Source organism: Oceanobacillus profundus (assembly GCF_003515705.1).
Classification (GTDB): domain Bacteria; phylum Bacillota; class Bacilli; order Bacillales; family Amphibacillaceae; genus Oceanobacillus; species Oceanobacillus profundus.
The window spans coordinates 155,575-176,850 of the sequence record NZ_QWEH01000004.1 but is presented as its reverse complement, the minus strand read 5'-3'; the positions used below and the strand labels follow the sequence as shown (position 1 = coordinate 176,850).

The following is a 21,276-nucleotide window of genomic DNA, read 5'->3' as shown; positions in this document are numbered from 1 at the left end:
TTTTGTGCTTATTATTACCTAAGTTTATAATTATAAACAAAAAGGAGCTGACTGAGTCAGTTCCTTTTAGGCAGTTAAGTAATAGTAAAAAAACTAACTGCATAAGTGCAACTAAGGCACTCCCAAAAATTCTGGCGAATGCCCTAGTTTTTCTAACAATGTAGTACCTGCTCAATCAGCCTCAGCTTATGCACTTTCTTTCGGATGCTTTTCATTTCCTTCTTTAACGGTTCCATCATGGAAAACCAACTTAGGGCTCCCGTTTTCGTCAGTAACTGTTTCTTTCGTAATGATGCATTTTTCCACATCTTCACGAGAAGGCAGATCAAACATTACGTCAACAATAATCCCTTCGATAATGGAGCGTAATCCACGGGCACCTGTTTTGCGCTCAATTGCTTTTTTAGCAATTTCAATAAGTGCATCATCTTCGAATTCTAAATTCACATTATCCATATCAAATAACTTTTGATATTGTTTAACGAGTGCATTTTTCGGCTTAGTTAAAATTTCAATTAGCGCATCCTCGTCCAATGGCGTCAAGCTTCCGATTACTGGAATACGCCCGATAAATTCTGGAATTAAGCCGTAGCGTAATAAATCCTCCGGTAATACTTTGGAAAGCAGCTCACCCATATCCAGATCTTCCTGCTTCTCGTTCGAGCCAAAACCGATTACTTTCTTACCTAGACGACGTTTAATTACTTGGTCAATTCCATCGAATGCTCCACCAACGATAAATAGAATATTTGTCGTATCAATTTGAATAAATTCTTGATGCGGATGCTTACGTCCTCCTTGTGGTGGTACACTTGCAACTGTACCTTCAAGGATTTTCAGCAACGCTTGCTGTACACCCTCACCCGATACATCTCTTGTTATCGAAGGGTTTTCCGATTTACGAGCGACTTTATCTATTTCGTCTATATAAATAATTCCTTTTTCTGCCTTTTCAACATCATAGTCTGCAGACTGAATGAGTTTGAGTAAAATATTCTCGACATCTTCTCCAACATATCCTGCTTCTGTTAATGAAGTCGCATCTGCCATCGCAAACGGAACATTAATAATACGAGCAAGCGTTTGAGCAAGCAATGTTTTACCACTACCTGTTGGTCCAATCATTGCAATATTACTTTTTGATATTTCTACATCATCTGTGCTCTTGGTTGAGTTAATTCGTTTGTAATGATTATATACTGCAACTGCAAGGTTACGTTTCGCTTTATCCTGGCCAATGACATAATCATCAAGAATATTACAGATTTCCTTTGGCTTTGGAATTTCATTCATTTCCATATCCTCGTCTGTACCTAGTTCTTCTTCAACGATTTCTGTACAAAGTTCAATACATTCATCACATATATAAACACCAGGTCCGGCGACTAATTTACGTACTTGTTCTTGACTCTTACCACAAAATGAACATTTCAATTGTCCTTTTTCTTCATTAAATTTAAACATACCATTTCACCCCTAAACGAGCTAAATAAATTCAGCTTTCAACTTTTATAGTCATCATATCAGATACAATTTAAAAAACAAAACAATATACTTTTTCCATCAAGCTAAATACGGTAAATCGACGATTCTATTTTCAAAAACAACAAACTAAAAATAAATTTACCTTGTTTTATCTATTATGGATATTTAACAGAAAAAGTCAATAAATTTAACTTCAGCATTTTGGTTATTGTTACTATATGATGTAGACACAAGATAAATTTCACTTATTTACAGAGGTTACACAGAAATCTCAGTGAAGATGACACTTTGCTATGTCAACGGACGGCTGACAATCAAAGTGCGGGATTCTCGAAGTCACATCGCAACATGCGAAAGTCTCACTGGACCTACTTATCCACCTTTTTTAAACGTACAATTACATCTCTAATAATGTAAAACAAGGTGCGATATGAATCGCACCTTGTTTTACTAATAATTTGATGTTATTACTTTGCAACCTTACTGTTGTCCACAAGGAAATCAATTGCCGCTCTAATTTTTAAGTCGTTTTTAATTGTTTCATTGCTTCCACCTAGCATTTGTACTAATTGATCAGCTTCAACGCCATACATAGATGCCATTTTTTCAAGCTCTGCATTTACATCTTCATCAGATGCTTCAATGTTTTCAGCTTTCACGATTGCTTCTAGTGTAAGATTTGTTTTAACACGTTTTGCTGCATCTTCTTTCATTTGCTCTTTTAATGCATCTTTATCTTGTCCAGAGAATTGAGCGTACATTTCAAGTGTCATACCTTGCATTTGTAATTGCTGTTCAAATTCTCTCAGCATTTGATCAAGTTCTGTCTCAACCATTGCATCTGGAATATCAACTTCCGTATTATCTGATGCTTGCCCGATTAAAGCTTCGCGTTTTTTATTATCTGCATCCTGTTTTCTTTGTGATTCAAGCTCTTCACGTTTTTTCTTTTTCAATTCATCAAGTGTTTCCACTTCGTCATCAACATCTTTAGCGAACTCATCATCAAGTTCTGGAAGTTCTTTTGATTTTATTTCATGGATCTTAACTTTAAATACAGCATCTTTACCAGCTAAGTTTTCTGCATGGTATTCTTCAGGGAAAGTAATTTCGATTTCTGTTTCTTCTCCTGCTTCTTTACCAATTAATTTTTCTTCAAATCCTGGAATAAATGAACCTGAACCAATTTCTAGTGAATGATTTTCACCTTTACCGCCTTCGAATGCTTCACCATCTAAGAATCCTTCAAAGTCGATAACTGCTGTATCGCCATCTTCTACTTTTCCATCTTCTTTCACAACAAGTTCAGCGTGACGCTCACGGATCGTATTAATTTCGTTTTCAACATCTTCATCTGTAACTTCTACAGACTCTTCTTCTACTTCAAGTCCTTTATAGTCACCTAACGTAACTTCTGGTTTCACTTCAACAATCGCAGTGAATACCAAATCTTTACCTTTTTCGATTTGCTCAATGTCTACTTCTGGTTGTGCAATTGGGAAAATATCTGTTTCGTCAATTGCTTTTGAATATGCCTCAGGTAATACGATATCTACCGCATCCTGATAAAGTGACTCTACACCAAAACGTTTTTCAAACATTCCACGTGGAATTTTCCCTTTACGGAAACCAGGAATTTGTACATCCTTAGATACTTTTTTAAACGCTTTGTCCAATGCTAGATTAAATTCCTCAGCAGGTACTTCAAACGTTAACTGTCCTTTGTTACCTTCTTGTTTTTCCCATTTTGCTGTCATTCAAAATCCCTCCAAAATCTATTGTATCAATCAATTTTCATAATCTAATGTGTGAATGATAGTTATATTCGAATTTGCAACCATCTCATTATAACATAATTCGTACGGCTTTCAAGCATTTACTGCTTCGTTAATCTATTCTTCGATTATACTTAAGTATAAAGAATCACACATACTAATCTCTTTCATAATTCGTGCTATTGCTTCTGATACTTCTTCGTCACTATTTGTAGGTATATGTAAATACTGCTTTCCTATTTTCTTAATCGCTTCTGCAATTTCGTCAACTTCTTCAAAGGGCGGCATAAACGGGTAAATAACATAAACATAGCGGTAGAGAAGCTGCTTCAATAATTGAAAAAGTGTCGGGTTTTCCTGCTCCATATCCCGTAAAATAAATAGGATTTTGTTATAGATGTCATTGTCCTTCATGTCTTCTAAATCAAAAGGTACTATACCCATGCTTAAACTAAATTTATGTATTTCTATTTCGTCAGATACATTATTTTCCTTCAACCATATTAGAAGAGACGTTTTAATTACAGGATGAACATGTTCATTTGTTAAAAGTAATGAAACATCCCGATCAGGCTGCACTTTCATAGTCCGCATTCGATCTACAATACGCCATTGTTCTAAATGATTATCCTGATTAATAGCTTCATACAATTCTTCTATGATAGATCCTTTATTCTCTACTGCTAAATCCATTTTCATTTTTTCACTCATATCGTACAACTGCCTAAATTGCTCCTCAAGCAAATCAGGAATCTCGCCACTCTCAAATTCATATTCTACCTGCTCCATTAACAAATCATATTGATTCGTCTGAAAAAGGATCGTTAAGTAAATATGTACATAGTGATAATAATCTTCATTCCTGAATTGAAGCAATTCTTCGCATAGATCTTGTGCTTCCGCTGTTCGACCTAGCTCCATTAGACAAATTAGCTTTCCGATTAGAATTTCGTGATTATCGATATGGTAGCTTAACAGAAGATTTAGCTTACTTAAAGCCTCTTCATAGCGTTTCTCTTGTAAAGCAAATAAACTTTCTTCCTCAAGTCTTTTCTGGAGCTTCGGAAAGAGTATTACATTTTCTGATCTCGAACTCATTGATTCACCTCTTTTCTCTATAGTATATAGTATATGAATTTCTTTAATTTGTATAAATACCCAAACTGAAAGAAATTAAACACAACAATATAGAAAGAGAAACCTAATTGCAATGATAGGTTTCTCTTTAGCAGCATTTTAATTAAGCAATAAAACTCTAGACGCCCAATTGTAAGCGCTACTATTATACTCGATTTTTAAAAAATCAGCTCCGAAGCTTAATAATTTTACTCATTTAAGTATAAATGAATATGTGAATGATTGCAATTTTCAAAGAAAAGGTTTGAGGTGGAATAACCATTGTTGTTCTATAGGAGCTCGTCGAAACGGCGCGTATTGTGAAAGAGGGATCGTTATTAAAATCGATTCGTACTTTTTGAACCTATAGACACTATAGATTTAGTCCATCTTCAAATTCCTCAACTTTTATCTTTACTTATATTATATCATACGGAAAAAATTCAGAAAAAGTATATACGTACGAAGTAGCACTTTTTGAATAAATTTTAGTAAAAGTCCCCCGCCGAATTTGGCGAGGGTTCGATCAAATACATTAAGAGATGTGGGGGTTGACTGTTTTGCTCTATACAATATCCAAATGTGAAGAAAGTATGGTCTAACGTTTATAACGATAGGATTCTAAAATCCTCCACATCTTCGAGAACGTCTACGGCTATTGCGCCTGCATCCATCTCGTCTATCACGGTCCCTGTCACGGTTCCGATCACGATCTCCCCTCAATTCTCGGCATTCGCAAACAAATCTTGAACGATTACGGTCACGATCTCTGCGACCTCTTACATCTCCGAAAAAGAAATTATCGAAAAAACACATACTTTTCCCTCCCTCATAACGTATAAATCGGCCGGCCATACTAATAATATATTGCTATATGGAGTTGTTTGATTGTACAAACCGTCTGGTATAAATGAACATTTTACTGGGTATGGGAGTTAAATTAATACGGGAACTATAAAACTAAATAAGGATTGGTGCGTATAATTCCAATTCAACGCACCAATCCTTCTATTCCATTTTATCCTCTAATGCGCAATCATTTCGTGCACGATACTAGCTCCATCCATATCTTTTGGATAGTAAGTGGGCCAGTTTTCTACTTCATCTAATAATGCTTCACGATCATTTCCCCAATACAGATGATAGTGTCCAGCATCTGTTGGATAAATATTATGATCACTGAATTGGATGAATTGAGGGAGCTCATCACTATCTTCTGCTAATTTAAAAATATATCGAACCCCTCTATTTCCTGCTTCATATGTTAAAATCTCATAACCATCGTAAGCATATTCACCTGTTAACTCTTTGTCACTTTTTAAGAATGTTACAGTATCCTCTTCTATGATGATACGATCAACATCTGTTTCGTATCCTTGTGCGTAATATTGCTTATATTCTTCAGCAGTTCTATCTCCATTATGTTCTGATTTATAAGTAAACACTTCATCTAATGTACCATCTTTTAGATATGGATATACAGATTGCCAGTCTCCTTCCCAATCAGAGAGTTCTCGATCTTTAACTTGGCTGTCTTCAAAATAGCCATTGTAGATTTGTTCATCATGTGGATGATGACTATGACTATCATGGTCATCAATGACAATTTCTATCGGTACTGATTGTACATAGGCTTCATGTTCATCATTATATAGAACTGCCTTTATCTGCTGACCATTACGATTTGCCTCGCCTTTAAAACTGCTGCCTTTTTGTTCTGTGATAAGATTCCATTCAGCATCCTGATTATCTCTTATGTACCAATGCCAATGATCAGACTCGCTTTCTTCTTCAAATACAGCTGTTAATTTAACAATATCACCTGTATGATAATGATCTGCTACCCCCTGGACGTCAACATCCTCGGCTACTTGATGATCGTTACTGCTGTTATGATCATGCAATGCACTTGAGGATGTATCCATATGCCCTTCTGCAACTCCTTCTTGCGGTTCAGCTTCCTGACAACCAACCAATACTAGTAGACTGAGTGTTAGTATACCTAACCCTTTTGAAAATGAAGTTCTCATTCCTAACACGCTCCTTTTCAACTTAACTTATTCGTAATCATTACTATTCGTAATGTTTACGATTTAGATTATACACAGTTCGATTGAGGTGCGTCAATATAAATATTTAAATATAATTGAAATATTTATTAGATAAGAAGATTGAATCTAGTAGATTCTCAGCAAAACGTTGAAGTTAATATTACTGATGATAGAGAATGAACAATGCTGCTTTTTAAGTTTTAGTATAGGAAAGTCGTTAATTATTTACGGGAGATATTAATTGATACCTAATCAGTAGCTTAAACTGTTCTCTATGCAATTTTTAAAATAAAAAAAGCCTTGTAAACAAATGTTTACAAGGCTTTTAAGAAGCGTCCCAGGCAGGATTCGAACCTGCGACCCACAGCTTAGAAGGCTGTTGCTCTATCCAGCTGAGCTACTGGGACAATTATGTTTTGGAGCGGGTGAAGGGAATCGAACCCTCATCATCAGCTTGGAAGGCTGAGGTTTTACCACTAAACTACACCCGCATCTTTTTTCTGTAAGTATGAATATGTTGTGAAAGTATGCACTACTTAACTGTATATGTAAAATAATATAGATTGTTCTCGCTGTTTTTAGCGGACAAGAATTATTATAGGCAGGAATCAATCTTTTGTCAACACTTTCCACCTAAAAATTTCAGGAAGTGTCTAGACACTTCCTGAAAATAATTTTATAATGATGCACTTTGTTTTAAATCTTCCACATGTTCCCCATCTAAATTATAAAAATGAATTGTTATATCAGAAGGGTCATCCCATTGCATAATGGCATACGTTTTTTCCATTCTATTTTTAGGTAATCGGACACTTCCTGGATTGATAAAAAGCTTATGATCAACTTGTTCTGCTCCAGCGATATGTGAATGACCAAAGCAAACTACTTGCGCTCTCTCTTCTTCCGCTCGGTACGATAAACGAATAAGGTTCATTTTCACATCATATAGATGTCCATGTGTAATATAAAAAGTTAAGCCATCAAGCTCAATTGTTTGTTCATCTGGGTACCGAACATCGAAATCGCAATTACCGCCCACTCGGTAAAATCCTTGCAGTTCCTCTGAATCAAATTCCAGCTCTGAGTCACCACAATGAATTAACCATTTCACATCGTGTCTTTCTTTTATAGCAACAACTTCATTTGTCAAACCATGGCTATCACTTAAAATTAATACTTCTGCCAAATCATCACCTCCAGTTTAAAGGCAAGCATATAAAACTACTTATAACGTATGTATCCATTTTTCCAACTGAATAATCGCATTTCTACGGTGACTGATTTGATTTTTCACTTCCGGATTCAATTCTGCCATTGTTACTTCATATCCATCTGGTATGAAAATCGGGTCATACCCAAAGCCATTTTCTCCCTTTTCCGAAAAGGTTATTTTGCCTTCACAATATCCGGTCCGGAAGGTTGTTGCTTCACCAGGAATAGCAACAGCTAACACACAAATAAACCGCGCAGTGCGTTTGTCTTCACTTACTTCTTTCAATTCTTCTAGAACTTTATTAATGTTTGCCTTGTCGTCTTTCGGCTCTCCAGCATATCTGGCAGAAAAAAGACCAGGACGCCCATCCAGTGCATCAATCATTAAACCCGAATCATCAGCAAGTACTGGTATGTCTAATAGTGTAGCAATTTGCTCCGCTTTTAAGGCAGCATTCTCCTCAAAAGTTGATCCCGTTTCCTCCACATCTGGGGTCGATTGGTCTAAATCAAGTAATGATAATGCTTCGATTGATTTCTTAGCAAAAAAATCCTTGAATTCTATTGCTTTTCCTTGGTTTTTTGTCGCAATTATAATTTGTTTCATCATTGATCTCCTATTATTTTGCAGGATTTGTTTCTCCTATACGATCTGCTAAATTACCAATTAGTTCTTTCTGAACTTCAACGATTTGCTGGAGCCCTTCTTCAGCAAGTCCTAGCATCGCCTGTAACTGCTTATTTGAAAAAGTTGCTTCCTCTCCAGTTCCTTGGATCTCTACAAATTCACCAGAGCCAGTCATAACAATATTCATATCAACATGTGCTTGGAAATCTTCCTCATAATTTAAATCTAATATTTCCTTACCATCCGGTAAGACCCCTACAGAAATTGCTGCTAAGTAGTCACGTACTGGCATTTTTGAGATTGCTTTTGTTTCCAGAAGCTTTCCAAAAGCAAGCACAACTGCAATAAATGCTCCTGTAATCGATGCCGTTCGTGTACCTCCATCTGCTTGAATAACATCACAGTCTACCCATACTGTTCGTTCACCAATTTTATCTAAATCCACAACTGCACGTAACGCTCGACCAATTAATCGTTGGATTTCCATCGTTCTTCCGCTTACCTTCCCTTTTGAAGATTCACGAATATTACGTTGGGCAGTTGCTCGCGGCAGCATCGCATATTCTGCAGTAATCCATCCTTTACCTTGTCCTCGCATAAACGGAGGAACACGGTCTTCAATACTGGCATTACAAATTACCTTCGTATTTCCAACCTCTATTAAGACAGAACCCTCAGGATGACTAATATAGTTTTTCGTAATCTTTATTGGCCTTAAATTATTCACTTCTCGTTGATCATTTCTCATAAATATTCCTCCTCTTACAACAATAGCTTATCATATTTTTTGCAAAAGCAACACGTTGATACACTTAATATTACTTACTCTTATTGAATCATAAAACATGTGTAAGCTTCAGCTTTTTGCATGTTGAAGCTAAAAATCTCCCATCATTTAAGAAAGAGGCTTGCAAAAGTTGCAGCCTCTTTCGATTAAAGTTTCTCTGTTGGAGTAAATGCTTGCTTAGTTACTGGTTCCGTATACTCTTCACCATTTTCATTAACGAGCTGGTCCACATCTTCCACTTTCACATCAACTGCCTCGACGTTCTCCTGTTCTGTTAATGTCCTTACCAACGTTTCCATTACTTCATCAGCAATTACAGCTTGTTCCGAATCCTGTAAAATATCTTTGCTAAAAACAAGCTCGAGTATACCATCATTTAAATCAGGCGAATTTGTTAATAGTGTATCCGGGTTAAAAACATGAACAACATTTGTCTTATATCCTGGTCCATCAATAAGCGCTTGAACGATCGAGCTATATTCATTTTCCTCCGTTACTTCGATATGTTGTGTGACTGGTACGTAATAGCGATTCTCGCCATGTTCTGAAGGATAGTACATTGTAACAGCTCTGCTTTCAAGTAAATCTAATGTGTCTGTGTCTGCAATGTTAATACCATTTGTCCGCGAATATCCTTCACCAATTGGCGTACCGTTTACTGGCATTTCTGTTTGTGGATGTCCGTTTATCCAAAGCTTCACTTTTGATACATTTTCAAATTGTGTCAATGTGTGGGTAATTGATTCTAATATTTTCAGCTCATCCGCTGCCTCATATGCCTTAAATTCTTCTGAAACATCTACAATCATTGTGCCATCTTCTTGAAGATTTATCCCCAGCACCTCTGTTCCCTCAGGTAACACAGCTTGAAAACCATTCGGTAACATCTCGGTCACGGGACCACCTTTAACAAGGTATTCAACCACCTGGGTAGCAACTTGTTTTGTGTTTGGCAATTCAATTGTTTGAGGTGCCACCATTCCATTTGCATCAATTAAAAATAAATGTCTTGCAACTGTTTCTTCCGGATCGACTTCTCCTTCAGCATTTTCTTCATTCATAACGTCTTCCTCAGATATATTTTCCAAATTATCAACTGCCTCAGCATTCGGAGGTGGGTCCATCTCTTCCATCGATTGTTCTCCCTGAAAACAGCCAGATAGAATCACCGAAATACTAATCGTACCAATCAAAAGCTTTGCTCGCTTATGCATGCCATTACCTCCTACGATGGTTTGTACTATTATATATACGAGCCCTCAACGAAAATAGACCAATCAATAACAGAAAAAATATATTCGGGTAGATGACAAATCGCATTCTACACAAATGAAAATATGATATTTTCTTCTTCAAAAAAAAAATCAGGCTCTGATTTTTTCAGAATACCTGATTTTTACTAAGGTTCGCTTTTTTGATTGTAAGCATTTGGAAGTTTGAATCCTTAAAAATACTTTTCGAAATTTCGATAAAAATTTCCAAGTCACCAGTTGCATAAAATTGATGAACAGGTGATTGTTCATCTTTATTCAACAAATGATGAACATCTAAAATGGTACTTGTTTCTCTAGCAGTCTCTTCACTTGAAGAAATAACGGTTACATGATTTCCAATCACTTCTTGTATCGTATTTTTTAATAGTGGGTAATGGGTACACCCTAAAATCAATACATCCATTTCTTTACCATGTTTTAGTGGAACCAGTGATTCTTCCACCACTTCTCTTGCCTGGTTCCCTGCAAGAACTCCTTTTTCTACCATCGGGACAAATAAAGGGCAGGCTAGTGCAGTTACATGAATATCAGATTTAATTTTCTTTAAAGCTAGCTCATATGCACCACTTTTTACAGTGCCTTCCGTTCCGATAATCCCGACTTGATTATTTTCTGTAAATTTAATTGCTGCCCTTGCACCAGGCTTAATCACACCAATAACAGGAATATCCAATTTTTCCTTAAGGTCTTTCAATGTAAATGCCGTTGCTGTATTACATGCAATTACCAGCATTTTAATATTTTTTGTTAATAAAAATTCTACCATTTCCCAAGTGAATTGCTTTACTTCCTTTTCAGACCTTGGCCCATATGGGCATCTTGCCGTATCCCCTAAATAAATTAACTTCTCCTTTGGCAGCTGACGCATGAGTTCATGAACTACTGTTAAGCCACCAACTCCCGAGTCGATTACACCAATTGCTCTATCCAAAATTGTTTCTCCTCTTTGTTGTTATTTCTCATTCACTATTTTCATTTCCTGATAGAGGAAATCTAACAATTGATTTAGTGAATGTTTCTCATCTTCGCTGAATTTATTGAGAACTTTGCCTAAATAATCCTGCCTTTCCAGAATTACTTCACGAATAATTGTTTTCCCTTTTTCTAATAAATGTATTCGAACTACCCTTCTATCGTTAGTATCACGTACCCTTTCAACAAGTTCATTTTTCTCCATGCGATCAACCAAATCTGTCGTTGTACTAAAGGCTAGACTAATCTTGTTGGATAGCTCTCCAATCGTTAAATCACCTTCTTCTAACAGCCATTGCAAAGCAACGAATTGTGGTGATGTGATTGGATAATTATTTAAGATTTTTCGACCATTCTGTTTGATCATTCCAGATATATAACGGAGCTGCTTCTCCATTTTTTTTATCGATTCAGCTGGTTCTAATACTTCTTTTTCCAAAGTTTTACCCCCTAGATTTTTCCTTAACGAATAGTTTATCACATGATGTCCCTAAATAAGGGATATATTCTTTGCATAGTATATTCAAAACGAAATAATTTTGCCTATCATAGGAAAATCCCTACTTGTCCAAGAAACCGTCAGTTAATCAAAAAAACACTTTTTATGGATTACTTTATTATATATTAAACGATATCCGCTAAATTGGGAACTAATCATTACTTTTTCAATAAAAAAGCATATATATGGTAACGTTATCTTTTTTCGCCTTTAATTGTTTAAAACCGGTCATTATATTTTAATTCGATATTTCCATTAAATGTACGCACCGATTCTGACGGTCTTCATAAGCTATTATTGACTAAATAATTTCCCTTCATAACTGTAGCTCTATAGAGCAAGGAGGGGGTAACATTTGAAGGACAACAAGTATAAACCGAAGCAATTACTGACCAAACGCGAAAAAGAAGTGTTTGAACTATTAGTGCAGGATAAGACAACAAAAGAAATAGCACAAGAATTGTTTATTTCCGAAAAAACTGTCCGGAACCATATTTCAAATGCTATGCAGAAACTGGGAGTTAAGGGGCGGTCTCAAGCCGTAGTTGAACTTCTTCGCATGGGGGAATTAAAGCTTTGAAAAAATCGACTTCCCTTTTACAGGGGAGTCGATTTTGTTTGGCAAATAAGAAAGAAAACTTACTTATTTGCATAAGCGCAACTAGGACATTCACCTAAAAGCTTTTTCATTTCGTCAGGCATTGGAGTGGGACGACCTTTCTGCGGATTAATGTAAACGATTCGTCCTCGTCCAGTTAGAGCAATTTCTTCGTTGTCTTTTACAGCCATGTAATGTACATCGAACGAAGTATTTCCAATCGTTGCTACTTTTACATACATTTTAAGACGCTCATCGAAGTACATTTGCTGCAAGTAATCACATTGCAAATCTGCTACTATAATTGCCTCTTCTTCGCTCTTGAGATTGTTAAAAATACCCAGCGAATTAAGATAGTCGACTCGCGCTTCTTCAAAATAAATAAATGCTGAAACATTATTTACATGTCCATACATATCCGTTTCTGAAAAACGTACTTTTATAGGTGTAAAAAAGCTAAATTCAGAACGCCATTGATCCATATTATCAATATAATTAACCGATTTCATACGATCCCCTCCAAGCTGGTTACTATCAAAATTCTATATACACATAAGTAGAATAAACTAGATTGAGTAGGTAGTTACTTAACTTACACATATTTTTAGTTACAAATTGATATAAACTATGGATTAGTGTATTTAAATGGATTGTGCGTCTACCCGCTCCGGAAATATAATTCGCGCATCCAAAGGGGAGCTGGTGAGCCTCCTTGTGCTGCCGCACTGCGTAGTCTCACCGATGCTCTTCTTCCCACAGGAGTCTACGTATATTTCCTCCGCTAGTATATGCTCACCAATTATTACTTGTGGAATTAATAAATACGATATCGATGCGCTACCAGTCCAGGTGAGCGCAGGGCGGTGACTCCTCGATAATAAAAACCAATTTTATTCGTGCGATGTAAAAGCTGTCGAAGCATTCCTTGTCCTGTGTGGGAACAGCACGTGTCTGAAGTCTCGCAGGACGTGGTTTTCTTCCGAAGAGGCTGAAGCCATGCCCACGGATAGCATCCGCCCGGAGCGATCCCGGACGGCGATTGTTCCAGAGATTAAGCAAATAATCATTAGTTTGGAGTTTCTTTCAATTGCGCTGCAACATACACGTAAAAAAGTCTTGTCATCTAAATTTACCTAGAGTCAAATCCGCGTGGTTAAACAAATGACCCTCACCACCAATACGGAGAGGGTCATTTATAATCTATCAACCTAGTAATTAATGTGCGTTGTCACTTCCAAAGAAATTTTTGAACGCTTGAATGTTTGTCGCACGGTTCATTGCTGCAATAGATGTTGTTAATGGAATACCTTTTGGACAAACCTGTACACAGTTTTGTGAGTTTCCACAGCCGTCAATACCGCCATCCTCCATTAATCCATTCAAACGATCACTTTGATTCATTTCACCAGTTGGGTGCGCATTGAATAAGCGAGCTTGAGAGATTGCAGCAGGCCCAATGAAATTTGATTTGTCATTAACATTCGGGCAAGCCTCTAAGCAAACCCCACACGTCATACATTTAGAAAGCTCATAAGCCCATTGGCGTTTCTTTTCAGGCATTCTTGGTCCAGGACCTAAATCATGTGTACCATCAATTGGAATCCAAGCTTTTACTTGTTTTAGTGCATCAAACATCCGTTCCCGGTCAACAATCAAATCACGAATAACTGGGAATGTTGACATCGGCTCGAGACGAATCGGTTGTTCGAGCTGATCCACTAAAGCTGCACACGATTGCCTGGCCGTTCCATTGATAACCATGGAACATGCCCCGCAAACTTCTTCCAGACAGTTCATATCCCACATAACAGGCGTTGATTTTTCCCCTTTTGCGTTCACTGGATTTTGTCTTATCTCCATGAGTCCGGATATAACGTTCATATTTTTCCGGTAAGGTATTTCAAACGTTTCCTCATAAGGAGCAGAATCCGGGCCGTCTTGTCTAGTTATAATAAATGTAACTGTACTTTGTTCAGCCATTACTACTTACTCCCCCTTAGTGTTTTGTAGTGTAGTCACGTTTACGAGGTTTAATCAACGATACATCGACTTCCTCGTAGCTGAATTCCGGTGACTTGGTCTCTGCGTTAAATTCAGCAATTGTTGTTTTTAGCCATTCCTCATCATTACGTTCCGGAAATTCCGGCTTGTAGTGTGCACCACGACTCTCATTACGATTTAAAGCACCGATCGTAATAACACGAGCAAGATGAAGCATATGTTTCAACTGACGTGTAAACATAACGCCCTGGTTACTCCAACGAGATGTATCATTGATATTAATATTATTCCAGCGCTTGAGCAGCTCTTTTATTTTCTCGTCAGTTTTCTCGAGCTTTGCATTTTCCCGAACTACTGTTACATTATCTGTCATCAATTCACCGAGTTCCTTATGAATTTGATAAGCATTTTCTGTACCTTCCATATTCATAAGCTCTTCAAAATTAGCTTTTTCTTCACTTTCATAGGAAGCATACATTTCTTCAGATAAATCATCGACATGGACATCAAGTTTATCAATATATTCGATTGACTTCGGTCCAGCAACCATTCCCCCGAAGATAGCAGACAAGAGGGAGTTTGCTCCAAGTCGGTTTCCACCGTGCTGTGAATAATCACATTCTCCTGCAGCGAATATTCCTGGAATACTTGTCATTTGATCATAGTCAACCCATAAACCACCCATAGAATAATGAACTGCTGGGAAGATTTTCATCGGTACTTTACGTGGATCCTCTCCAACAAACTTCTCATAGATTTCAATAATTCCGCCTAGTTTAATATCCAATTCTTTTGGATCCTTATGCGATAAATCCAAATAAACCATATTTTCGCCATTAATACCGAGTTTTTGGTTTACACATACATCAAATATTTCACGTGTTGCAATATCTCTTGGCACAAGGTTTCCATATGCTGGATATTTTTCTTCAAGGAAATACCATGGTTCACCATCTTTATATGTCCAAACTCGACCACCTTCACCACGGGCAGATTCACTCATCAAGCGAAGCTTATCATCACCAGGTATTGCAGTCGGATGAATTTGAATAAATTCACCATTTGCATATTTAGCTCCTTGTTGATATAAAATACTTGCTGCAGATCCTGTATTAATCATGGAATTTGTTGATTTACCAAAGATAATTCCTGGTCCCCCAGTAGCAAAAATCGTTGCATCCGACCGAAACGCTTTAATTTCATGTGTCTTAATATCCTGAGCAACTAGCCCTCTACTTACACCATTCTCATCAAGTATTGCTTTTACGAACTCCCAGCCTTCGTATTTCGTTACAAGGCCTTCTACTTCAAAGCGACGAACTTGCTCATCAAGCGCATATAATAACTGCTGCCCTGTTGTTGCACCTGCATATGCTGTTCTGTGATGCTGTGTACCACCGAATCGTCTAAAATCTAGTAACCCCTCTGGTGTACGATTAAACATAACTCCCATACGATCGAGCATATGTATAATTCCAGGTGCTGCCTCACACATTGCTTTTACTGGTGGCTGGTTTGCTAGAAAATCCCCACCATAAATACTGTCGTCAAAGTGGATCATCGGAGAATCTCCTTCTCCCTTCGTATTAACAGCGCCATTAATACCACCTTGAGCACACACAGAGTGAGAGCGTTTAACAGGAACGATAGAAAATACATCTACTTTTACGCCTGCCTCGGCTGCTTTTATGGTAGCCATTAATCCAGCTAATCCACCGCCGACAACAGCGACTTTACGATTATTCATTTTGTTAGCTCACTCCTATTCTCTTTCTAGAGGTTGTTCTATTAAACTCCGTACGCAAATTGAATCAATGTTCTAACACCGAGATAGCTGATTGCAAAAAAGACAACAATTACTGCATATGTAGCAATCTTCTGCGATTTTGGTGACTGCGTAATGCCCCATGTAACCAAAAAGCTCCATAAACCATTAGCAAAGTGAAATACTGCGGAAACTACACCAATAACGTAGAACCAAAACATGAATGGATTTGTTAAAATCCCTTCCATCAAGCTGTAATCAAGGTCTACATTACCTAAGCCGATTTGCACTCGTGTTTCCCATACATGCCATGCAATGAAAACAAGTGTTACAATACCAGTGATTCGCTGTAGCCTAAACATCCAGTTACGGAAGAAGCCATAAGTTCTCGTATTGTTTCGTGCAACAAAAACAATATATACCCCTAAGATTGCGTGAAACAAAATTGGTAGATAAATGACAAATATCTCCAAAAGCAATACAAATGGAAGCCCTGCCATAAATCCTGCTGCCCGATTAAAACTCTCTTCTCCATACACAGCAAAATGATTGATTACTAAATGCTGAACCATAAAAAGGCCGATTGGAACAACACCTAATAACGAATGCAATCTTCTGTAAAAAAACTCACGATGCTCTGCCATGTTTACCCCCCTTAGTCTCGTTCAATAATATAAGATAATATGTAGCTATCCACAAAGTAATGAAGCGCTTTTATTTGAAAAAGGCAGACTTTATAAAATAGCACAAATTCGTAACACATTTATTGTACTTCTAACTACAAAAAGCGTCAAGAAAACTAGATTCTCAATTAGAATAGAATAGAAACCCAGACTTCTAGTTAAATAAGTTTACATATCCTTAATAAAACAAAGGAAAGATCCTTGTTTTTTTAATTGAGAATAAGAAAAAAATGAATGACATGACTTGTTTTTTTATCAATTTAAATAGATAATATGAGTAGTTCTTCTGATCGTACTTTATGTGAGAAAGGAAACTATTTTGGATTTGTTGGAAAGGATGAAAAGGATGTCAAACAAGCATCAACCATTAAATTTGTCACATCTTGAAGAATTAAACACACCAGGGGCTGGCTACGACATCCTAAGATATGTAAGCTTACCTGATTTACTTGGACAAGATACAGAACCAATACTATATTTTATGGGAAGAAATCTCGCACGTAAGTTTGAAATAACGACACTTGATGACATTGTATACTTGTTCGACAAGCTTGGCTGGGGAACATTGGATCTCATGAAACAAAATAAAAAAGTATTTGTATTCCACTTACTATCCGACTCCGTTGTTTTACGGTTAAATGCACCTTTCAATGTGGACTTTCGCTTTGAAGCTGGATTTTTGGCAGAAGCCATTCAACAAGTAGAAGGAATTGAGTGCGAATGTGTGGAAGAGATTAACAAACGTATTCACCAAATTGAATTTTCTGTTTTTATAACAAACTAGACTACATAAAATATAATTTTACCAGCATTGTGTGGATCCACAAAAGAAAGGCAGGAGCATTTACGAAACATGCTCCTGCCTTTCTTTTAATCTTCTTTATTCAAGTGATTAATTACGATTTCTGCTATGTTGCTAGGTATGCCAAGTTTTGTAATATCCATTATTTTCGCGTTCCGAATTTCATTCACCGATTTAAAATGCGTTAGCAATAACTTTCTTCGCTTCTCTCCAACTCCAGGTATTTTATCTAGCTCCGATTGGAATAAGTTTTTACCACGAAGCTGGCGATGGAATGTGATAGCAAACCGGTGCACTTCATCTTGAATACGCTGCACAAGGTAGAATTCCTGAGATTGACGTTCCAGCGGTACCATAATTGGAGGATCTCCGTAAAGCAATTCACTTGTTTTATGCTTATCATCCTTAGCTAGTCCTGCGAGCGGTATATCAAGACCAAGCTCATTTTCCAGTACATCCAGAGCTGCTGACATTTGACCCTTTCCACCGTCAACAATCACCAAATCGGGCAGTGGCAGGTTTTCTTTCAGTACTCTTGTATACCTTCTTCGGATTACTTCTCGCATTGTTTCATAATCGTCTGGACCTTTTACATCTCTAATTTTATATTTGCGATACGCTTTTTTATTTGGTTTTCCATCTTCAAACACGATCATCGCTGATACTGGATCTGTCCCTTGAATATTGGAATTATCAAAAGCTTCAATACGACGCGGCGTTTCAATGTGAAGTCTCTCCCCTAACTTCTCAACCGCCTGAATCGTTCTTTCTTCATCCTGTTCAATTAATAGAAATTTTTCCTCTAGCGCAATTTCTGCATTTTTCATAGCTAGCTGCACCAATTCTTTTTTTCTTCCACGCAATGGGGTATGCACGTCGATTTCAAGTAGCTTATGCAGTAGTTCATCTTGTGTACCAATAGGCACTAGTATTTGCTTTGGTTTTAAATGGTTTTCATGTAGATAAAATCTACCAACAAAGCTAATGAAGGTCTCCTCATGTTCATCAAAGAATGGGAAAATCGTCACATCTCTTTCAAGCAGCTTTCCTTGCCTCACAAAAAATACTTGAATGCACATCCAGCCTTTGTTATAGCTGTATCCAAAAACATCTCGATCAACTTGATCATTCATTGTCATTTTCTGTTGTTCCATTACGACTTCAATATGCTGAATTTGATCACGCAGTTCCTTTGCACGTTCAAACTGAAGCTGTTCACTAGCCTCATACATCTTCGCCATTATGTTTGATTTAATTTCTTTATATCCCCCTTGCAGAAAGGAAGCAATTTCTTGAACAATGGACTGATATTCCTCTTTTGACGGGGGGTTCTCGCTGCACGCCTTGCATTGGTGCATATGATAATATAAACAAGGGCGTCCTGGTGGGTTATTACATTTTCTTAACGGATAAAGTCGATCCAGTAATTTCTTTGTTTCTCTTGCTGCCAAAACATTTGGATACGGTCCGAAATACTTGCCTTTATCCTTTTTAACTTTACGTGTAATGAGCAAGCGCGGATGTCTTTCCGATGTGATTTTCAAATATGGATAAGATTTATCATCCTTTAGCATCACATTATATTTTGGGTCATATTTTTTAATCAAGTTCATCTCTAGTATAAGTGCTTCGATCTCAGAAGAAGTTACAAAGTACTCAAAATCCTCTATTTCTTGTACAAGACGTTGTGTTTTCTGGTCATTCGCACCTCTGAAATAAGAGCGAACACGATTTTTCAACATCTTTGACTTTCCAACATAAATAATGATTCCATTCCTATCCTTCATCAAATAACAACCCGGCTGTGCTGGCAATATAGCCAATTTACCCTTTATTGTCTCATTCATCTGCATTCAAATCCTTTAAGTATCCCCTTTTTCTTTAGAACAAATCCCTTGTCACATTCGTAACAAGGGATTTGTTCTAATTTCATTATACACGTTTTACGCGTGTTTGTTAATTAAGTCTACTAAAGCTTCTTTTGGTTGGAAACCTACTACTTGGTCCACTACGTTGCCATCTTTGAACAGTAATAGTGTAGGGATACTCATTACACCGAATTTACCAGCAGTCTCTTGGTTTTCGTCCACATCAAGCTTAACGATTTGTACTTTTTCTTCCATTTCTCCATCTATTTCTTCCAGAACTGGAGCGATCATTTTACACGGTCCACACCATGGTGCCCAAAAGTCAGCTAAAACAAGCCCCTTAGAAGTTTCTTGTGCGAAGTTCTGATCTGATACATTTTTAATTGCCATTATTATATACCTCCTAATAAAAACTCAAGATTGAATAAATCTTATTATGAGTATATCACCTGATGTATATACTTCCTAATAGTTTGCTTCATATTATAACGTGAAACTTCATTCATTAGGGATTTACGGATTGTTTCCTCCCTCTTTCACTATTTTTGGATTCCGTTACGTATAGAAATGGGGGGTATTACAGCCTCTTAATACGTGATAAAAAATAGGGACCTGATGAATATTATCACCAGATCCAATTGATTATTTCACTTTCTTAAATTCCTCAATCAGTAACGGAATAACTTCAAATAGATCACCAACAATTCCATAGTCAGCAATATTGAAGATATTTGCTTCTGGATCTTTGTTAATTGCTACAATTACTTTGGAGTTAGACATCCCGGCTAGATGCTGGATAGCGCCTGAAATTCCAACTGCAATATAGAGATCTGGTGTTACAACCTTTCCAGTCTGCCCAATTTGTAAAGCGTAATCACAATACTCTGCATCACAGGCCCCACGTGATGCACCGACTGCTCCACCTAACACCTCTGCAAGCTCATATAATGGCTTAAATCCATCTTCGCTTTTAACACCCCGGCCGCCAGCAATAATTACATTTGCTTCTGATAAGTCTACTCCCTTAGAAGCTTTACGAACGACATCTTTTACGATGGTTCGGATATCTGCTATATCAACGTTTTTTGTCTCTATATCTCCTGAACGGGATTCATCTTTTTCTAATGCGGAAATATTATTCGGTCGAATCGTCACAAAAGTAATTCCGTTTGTAATAATCTTCTTTTCAAAAGCTTTCCCTGAATAAATTGGACGAATAAATACAGGCTGATCATCGTCCTTTTCAATTGCAACAGCATCTGAAATAAGTCCTGTCTCTAATTTGCTCGCTAATTTCGGTGATAAATCCTTCCCAATCGAAGTATGCCCCATAATGATACCGGCTGGATTTTCATCATTAATAATTGCCATTATCGACTGCCCATAGCCTTCAGATGTATACGTTTTCAGTTTTTCATGAGAAACACTTATTACTCGATCTGCACCATAATAAATAAGTTCTTTTGCCAAACTTTCCAAACTTCCATCACCAACAACTACACCAACGATTTCAGCATCAGCATTAATTTCTTTCGCTGCCGCAATTGCTTCAAATGATACATGACGCAATTCTCCATCTCTCACTTCACTAATTACTATATATTTATCACTCATGTCATTTCCCCTTTCATCCCTAAAGGAAGTTGTTCAAAAAGTCCTGTAAATTAACACATCGGCACAAGAGATTTTCGACTAAGAACCGATACGTCCCTGTTAAACGTCGAAGTCATCACGTCCAGTGTAAATCGGGCTGAGTAATC

Annotated in this window: 19 protein-coding genes and 2 tRNA genes; 2 read left to right on the top strand and 19 right to left on the bottom strand. The window is 37.1% G+C overall.

Annotated features, from left to right (window positions below; all coding sequences use genetic code 11):
- Positions 1–186: 186 nt before the first annotated feature.
- The 12 genes from clpX to D1B32_RS08115 form a co-directional block, all read right to left on the bottom strand.
- On the bottom strand, positions 187–1,464 hold the full coding sequence (gene clpX / locus D1B32_RS08170; protein WP_118889074.1) for an ATP-dependent protease ATP-binding subunit ClpX: 1,278 nt from the start codon (positions 1,462–1,464) through the stop codon (positions 187–189).
- Positions 1,465–1,952: 488 nt separating this feature from the next.
- The gene (gene tig / locus D1B32_RS08165; protein ID WP_095307220.1) at positions 1,953–3,242 is read right to left on the bottom strand and encodes a trigger factor; all 1,290 of its coding nucleotides are present in this window, start codon (positions 3,240–3,242) and stop codon (positions 1,953–1,955) included.
- 135 nt (positions 3,243–3,377) lie between these two features.
- Complete coding sequence (locus tag D1B32_RS08160; protein ID WP_095307221.1) at positions 3,378–4,358, bottom strand: tetratricopeptide repeat protein; 981 nt, start codon at positions 4,356–4,358, stop codon at positions 3,378–3,380.
- 1,043 nt (positions 4,359–5,401) lie between these two features.
- Positions 5,402–6,406 (bottom strand): metal-binding protein ZinT, encoded by a 1,005-nt coding sequence (locus D1B32_RS08155; protein WP_118889073.1) that lies wholly within the window; start codon positions 6,404–6,406, stop codon positions 5,402–5,404.
- Positions 6,407–6,760: 354 nt separating this feature from the next.
- Positions 6,761–6,834: transfer RNA gene (locus tag D1B32_RS08150), tRNA-Arg, on the bottom strand.
- Positions 6,835–6,844: 10 nt separating this feature from the next.
- Positions 6,845–6,918 (bottom strand) — tRNA-Gly (locus D1B32_RS08145).
- A gap of 185 nt (positions 6,919–7,103) precedes the next feature.
- Positions 7,104–7,613: a metallophosphoesterase gene (locus D1B32_RS08140; protein ID WP_095307224.1), complete on the bottom strand. Its 510-nt coding sequence runs from the start codon at positions 7,611–7,613 to the stop codon at positions 7,104–7,106.
- A 39-nt stretch (positions 7,614–7,652) separates the two neighbouring features.
- Positions 7,653–8,246, bottom strand: coding sequence for an XTP/dITP diphosphatase (locus tag D1B32_RS08135; RefSeq protein ID WP_118889072.1), 594 nt, complete (start codon positions 8,244–8,246; stop codon positions 7,653–7,655).
- Between the two features lie 13 nt (positions 8,247–8,259).
- Positions 8,260–9,015 (bottom strand): ribonuclease PH, encoded by a 756-nt coding sequence (gene rph / locus D1B32_RS08130; protein WP_095307229.1) that lies wholly within the window; start codon positions 9,013–9,015, stop codon positions 8,260–8,262.
- Positions 9,016–9,200: 185 nt separating this feature from the next.
- Positions 9,201–10,268, bottom strand: a complete 1,068-nt coding sequence (locus D1B32_RS08125) for a GerMN domain-containing protein (protein ID WP_118889071.1) — start codon at positions 10,266–10,268, stop codon at positions 9,201–9,203.
- A 166-nt stretch (positions 10,269–10,434) separates the two neighbouring features.
- Entirely contained in the window at positions 10,435–11,259 is an 825-nt protein-coding gene (gene racE, locus D1B32_RS08120; RefSeq protein WP_095307232.1) for a glutamate racemase, read from the bottom strand.
- 21 nt (positions 11,260–11,280) lie between these two features.
- Positions 11,281–11,697: a MarR family winged helix-turn-helix transcriptional regulator gene (locus D1B32_RS08115; protein WP_187393141.1), complete on the bottom strand. Its 417-nt coding sequence runs from the start codon at positions 11,695–11,697 to the stop codon at positions 11,281–11,283.
- A 457-nt stretch (positions 11,698–12,154) separates the two neighbouring features.
- Here D1B32_RS08115 and D1B32_RS08110 point away from each other — a divergent pair, with 457 nt between their 5' ends.
- Entirely contained in the window at positions 12,155–12,379 is a 225-nt protein-coding gene (locus D1B32_RS08110; RefSeq protein ID WP_118889070.1) for a helix-turn-helix domain-containing protein, read from the top strand.
- Between the two features lie 59 nt (positions 12,380–12,438).
- On the opposite strand, the gene D1B32_RS08105 is transcribed toward D1B32_RS08110, so the two are convergent.
- The 4 genes from D1B32_RS08105 to D1B32_RS08090 all read right to left on the bottom strand — a co-directional run bounded on the left by D1B32_RS08105 (position 12,439) and on the right by D1B32_RS08090 (position 16,807).
- Positions 12,439–12,906 carry an acyl-CoA thioesterase gene (locus D1B32_RS08105; protein ID WP_095307235.1) on the bottom strand — a complete coding sequence of 156 codons (468 nt, stop codon included), beginning with the start codon at positions 12,904–12,906 and terminating at the stop codon, positions 12,439–12,441.
- A gap of 706 nt (positions 12,907–13,612) precedes the next feature.
- Entirely contained in the window at positions 13,613–14,377 is a 765-nt protein-coding gene (gene sdhB / locus D1B32_RS08100; protein ID WP_095307236.1) for a succinate dehydrogenase iron-sulfur subunit, read from the bottom strand.
- A 16-nt stretch (positions 14,378–14,393) separates the two neighbouring features.
- Positions 14,394–16,145 carry a succinate dehydrogenase flavoprotein subunit gene (gene sdhA, locus D1B32_RS08095; RefSeq protein ID WP_095307238.1) on the bottom strand — a complete coding sequence of 584 codons (1,752 nt, stop codon included), beginning with the start codon at positions 16,143–16,145 and terminating at the stop codon, positions 14,394–14,396.
- 41 nt (positions 16,146–16,186) lie between these two features.
- Positions 16,187–16,807, bottom strand: a complete 621-nt coding sequence (locus D1B32_RS08090) for a succinate dehydrogenase cytochrome b558 subunit (protein ID WP_095307239.1) — start codon at positions 16,805–16,807, stop codon at positions 16,187–16,189.
- A gap of 385 nt (positions 16,808–17,192) precedes the next feature.
- Here D1B32_RS08090 and D1B32_RS08085 point away from each other — a divergent pair, with 385 nt between their 5' ends.
- Positions 17,193–17,630: a YslB family protein gene (locus D1B32_RS08085; RefSeq protein WP_095307241.1), complete on the top strand. Its 438-nt coding sequence runs from the start codon at positions 17,193–17,195 to the stop codon at positions 17,628–17,630.
- 86 nt (positions 17,631–17,716) lie between these two features.
- Here the strand turns inward: D1B32_RS08085 and uvrC are convergent, their stop codons facing one another.
- The 3 genes from uvrC to D1B32_RS08070 all read right to left on the bottom strand — a co-directional run bounded on the left by uvrC (position 17,717) and on the right by D1B32_RS08070 (position 21,130).
- Positions 17,717–19,495 (bottom strand): excinuclease ABC subunit UvrC, encoded by a 1,779-nt coding sequence (gene uvrC / locus D1B32_RS08080; protein WP_118889148.1) that lies wholly within the window; start codon positions 19,493–19,495, stop codon positions 17,717–17,719.
- Between the two features lie 96 nt (positions 19,496–19,591).
- Positions 19,592–19,906: a thioredoxin gene (gene trxA, locus D1B32_RS08075; protein ID WP_095307243.1), complete on the bottom strand. Its 315-nt coding sequence runs from the start codon at positions 19,904–19,906 to the stop codon at positions 19,592–19,594.
- A 252-nt stretch (positions 19,907–20,158) separates the two neighbouring features.
- Complete coding sequence (locus tag D1B32_RS08070; RefSeq protein ID WP_095307245.1) at positions 20,159–21,130, bottom strand: electron transfer flavoprotein subunit alpha/FixB family protein; 972 nt, start codon at positions 21,128–21,130, stop codon at positions 20,159–20,161.
- Positions 21,131–21,276: the final 146 nt, after the last annotated feature.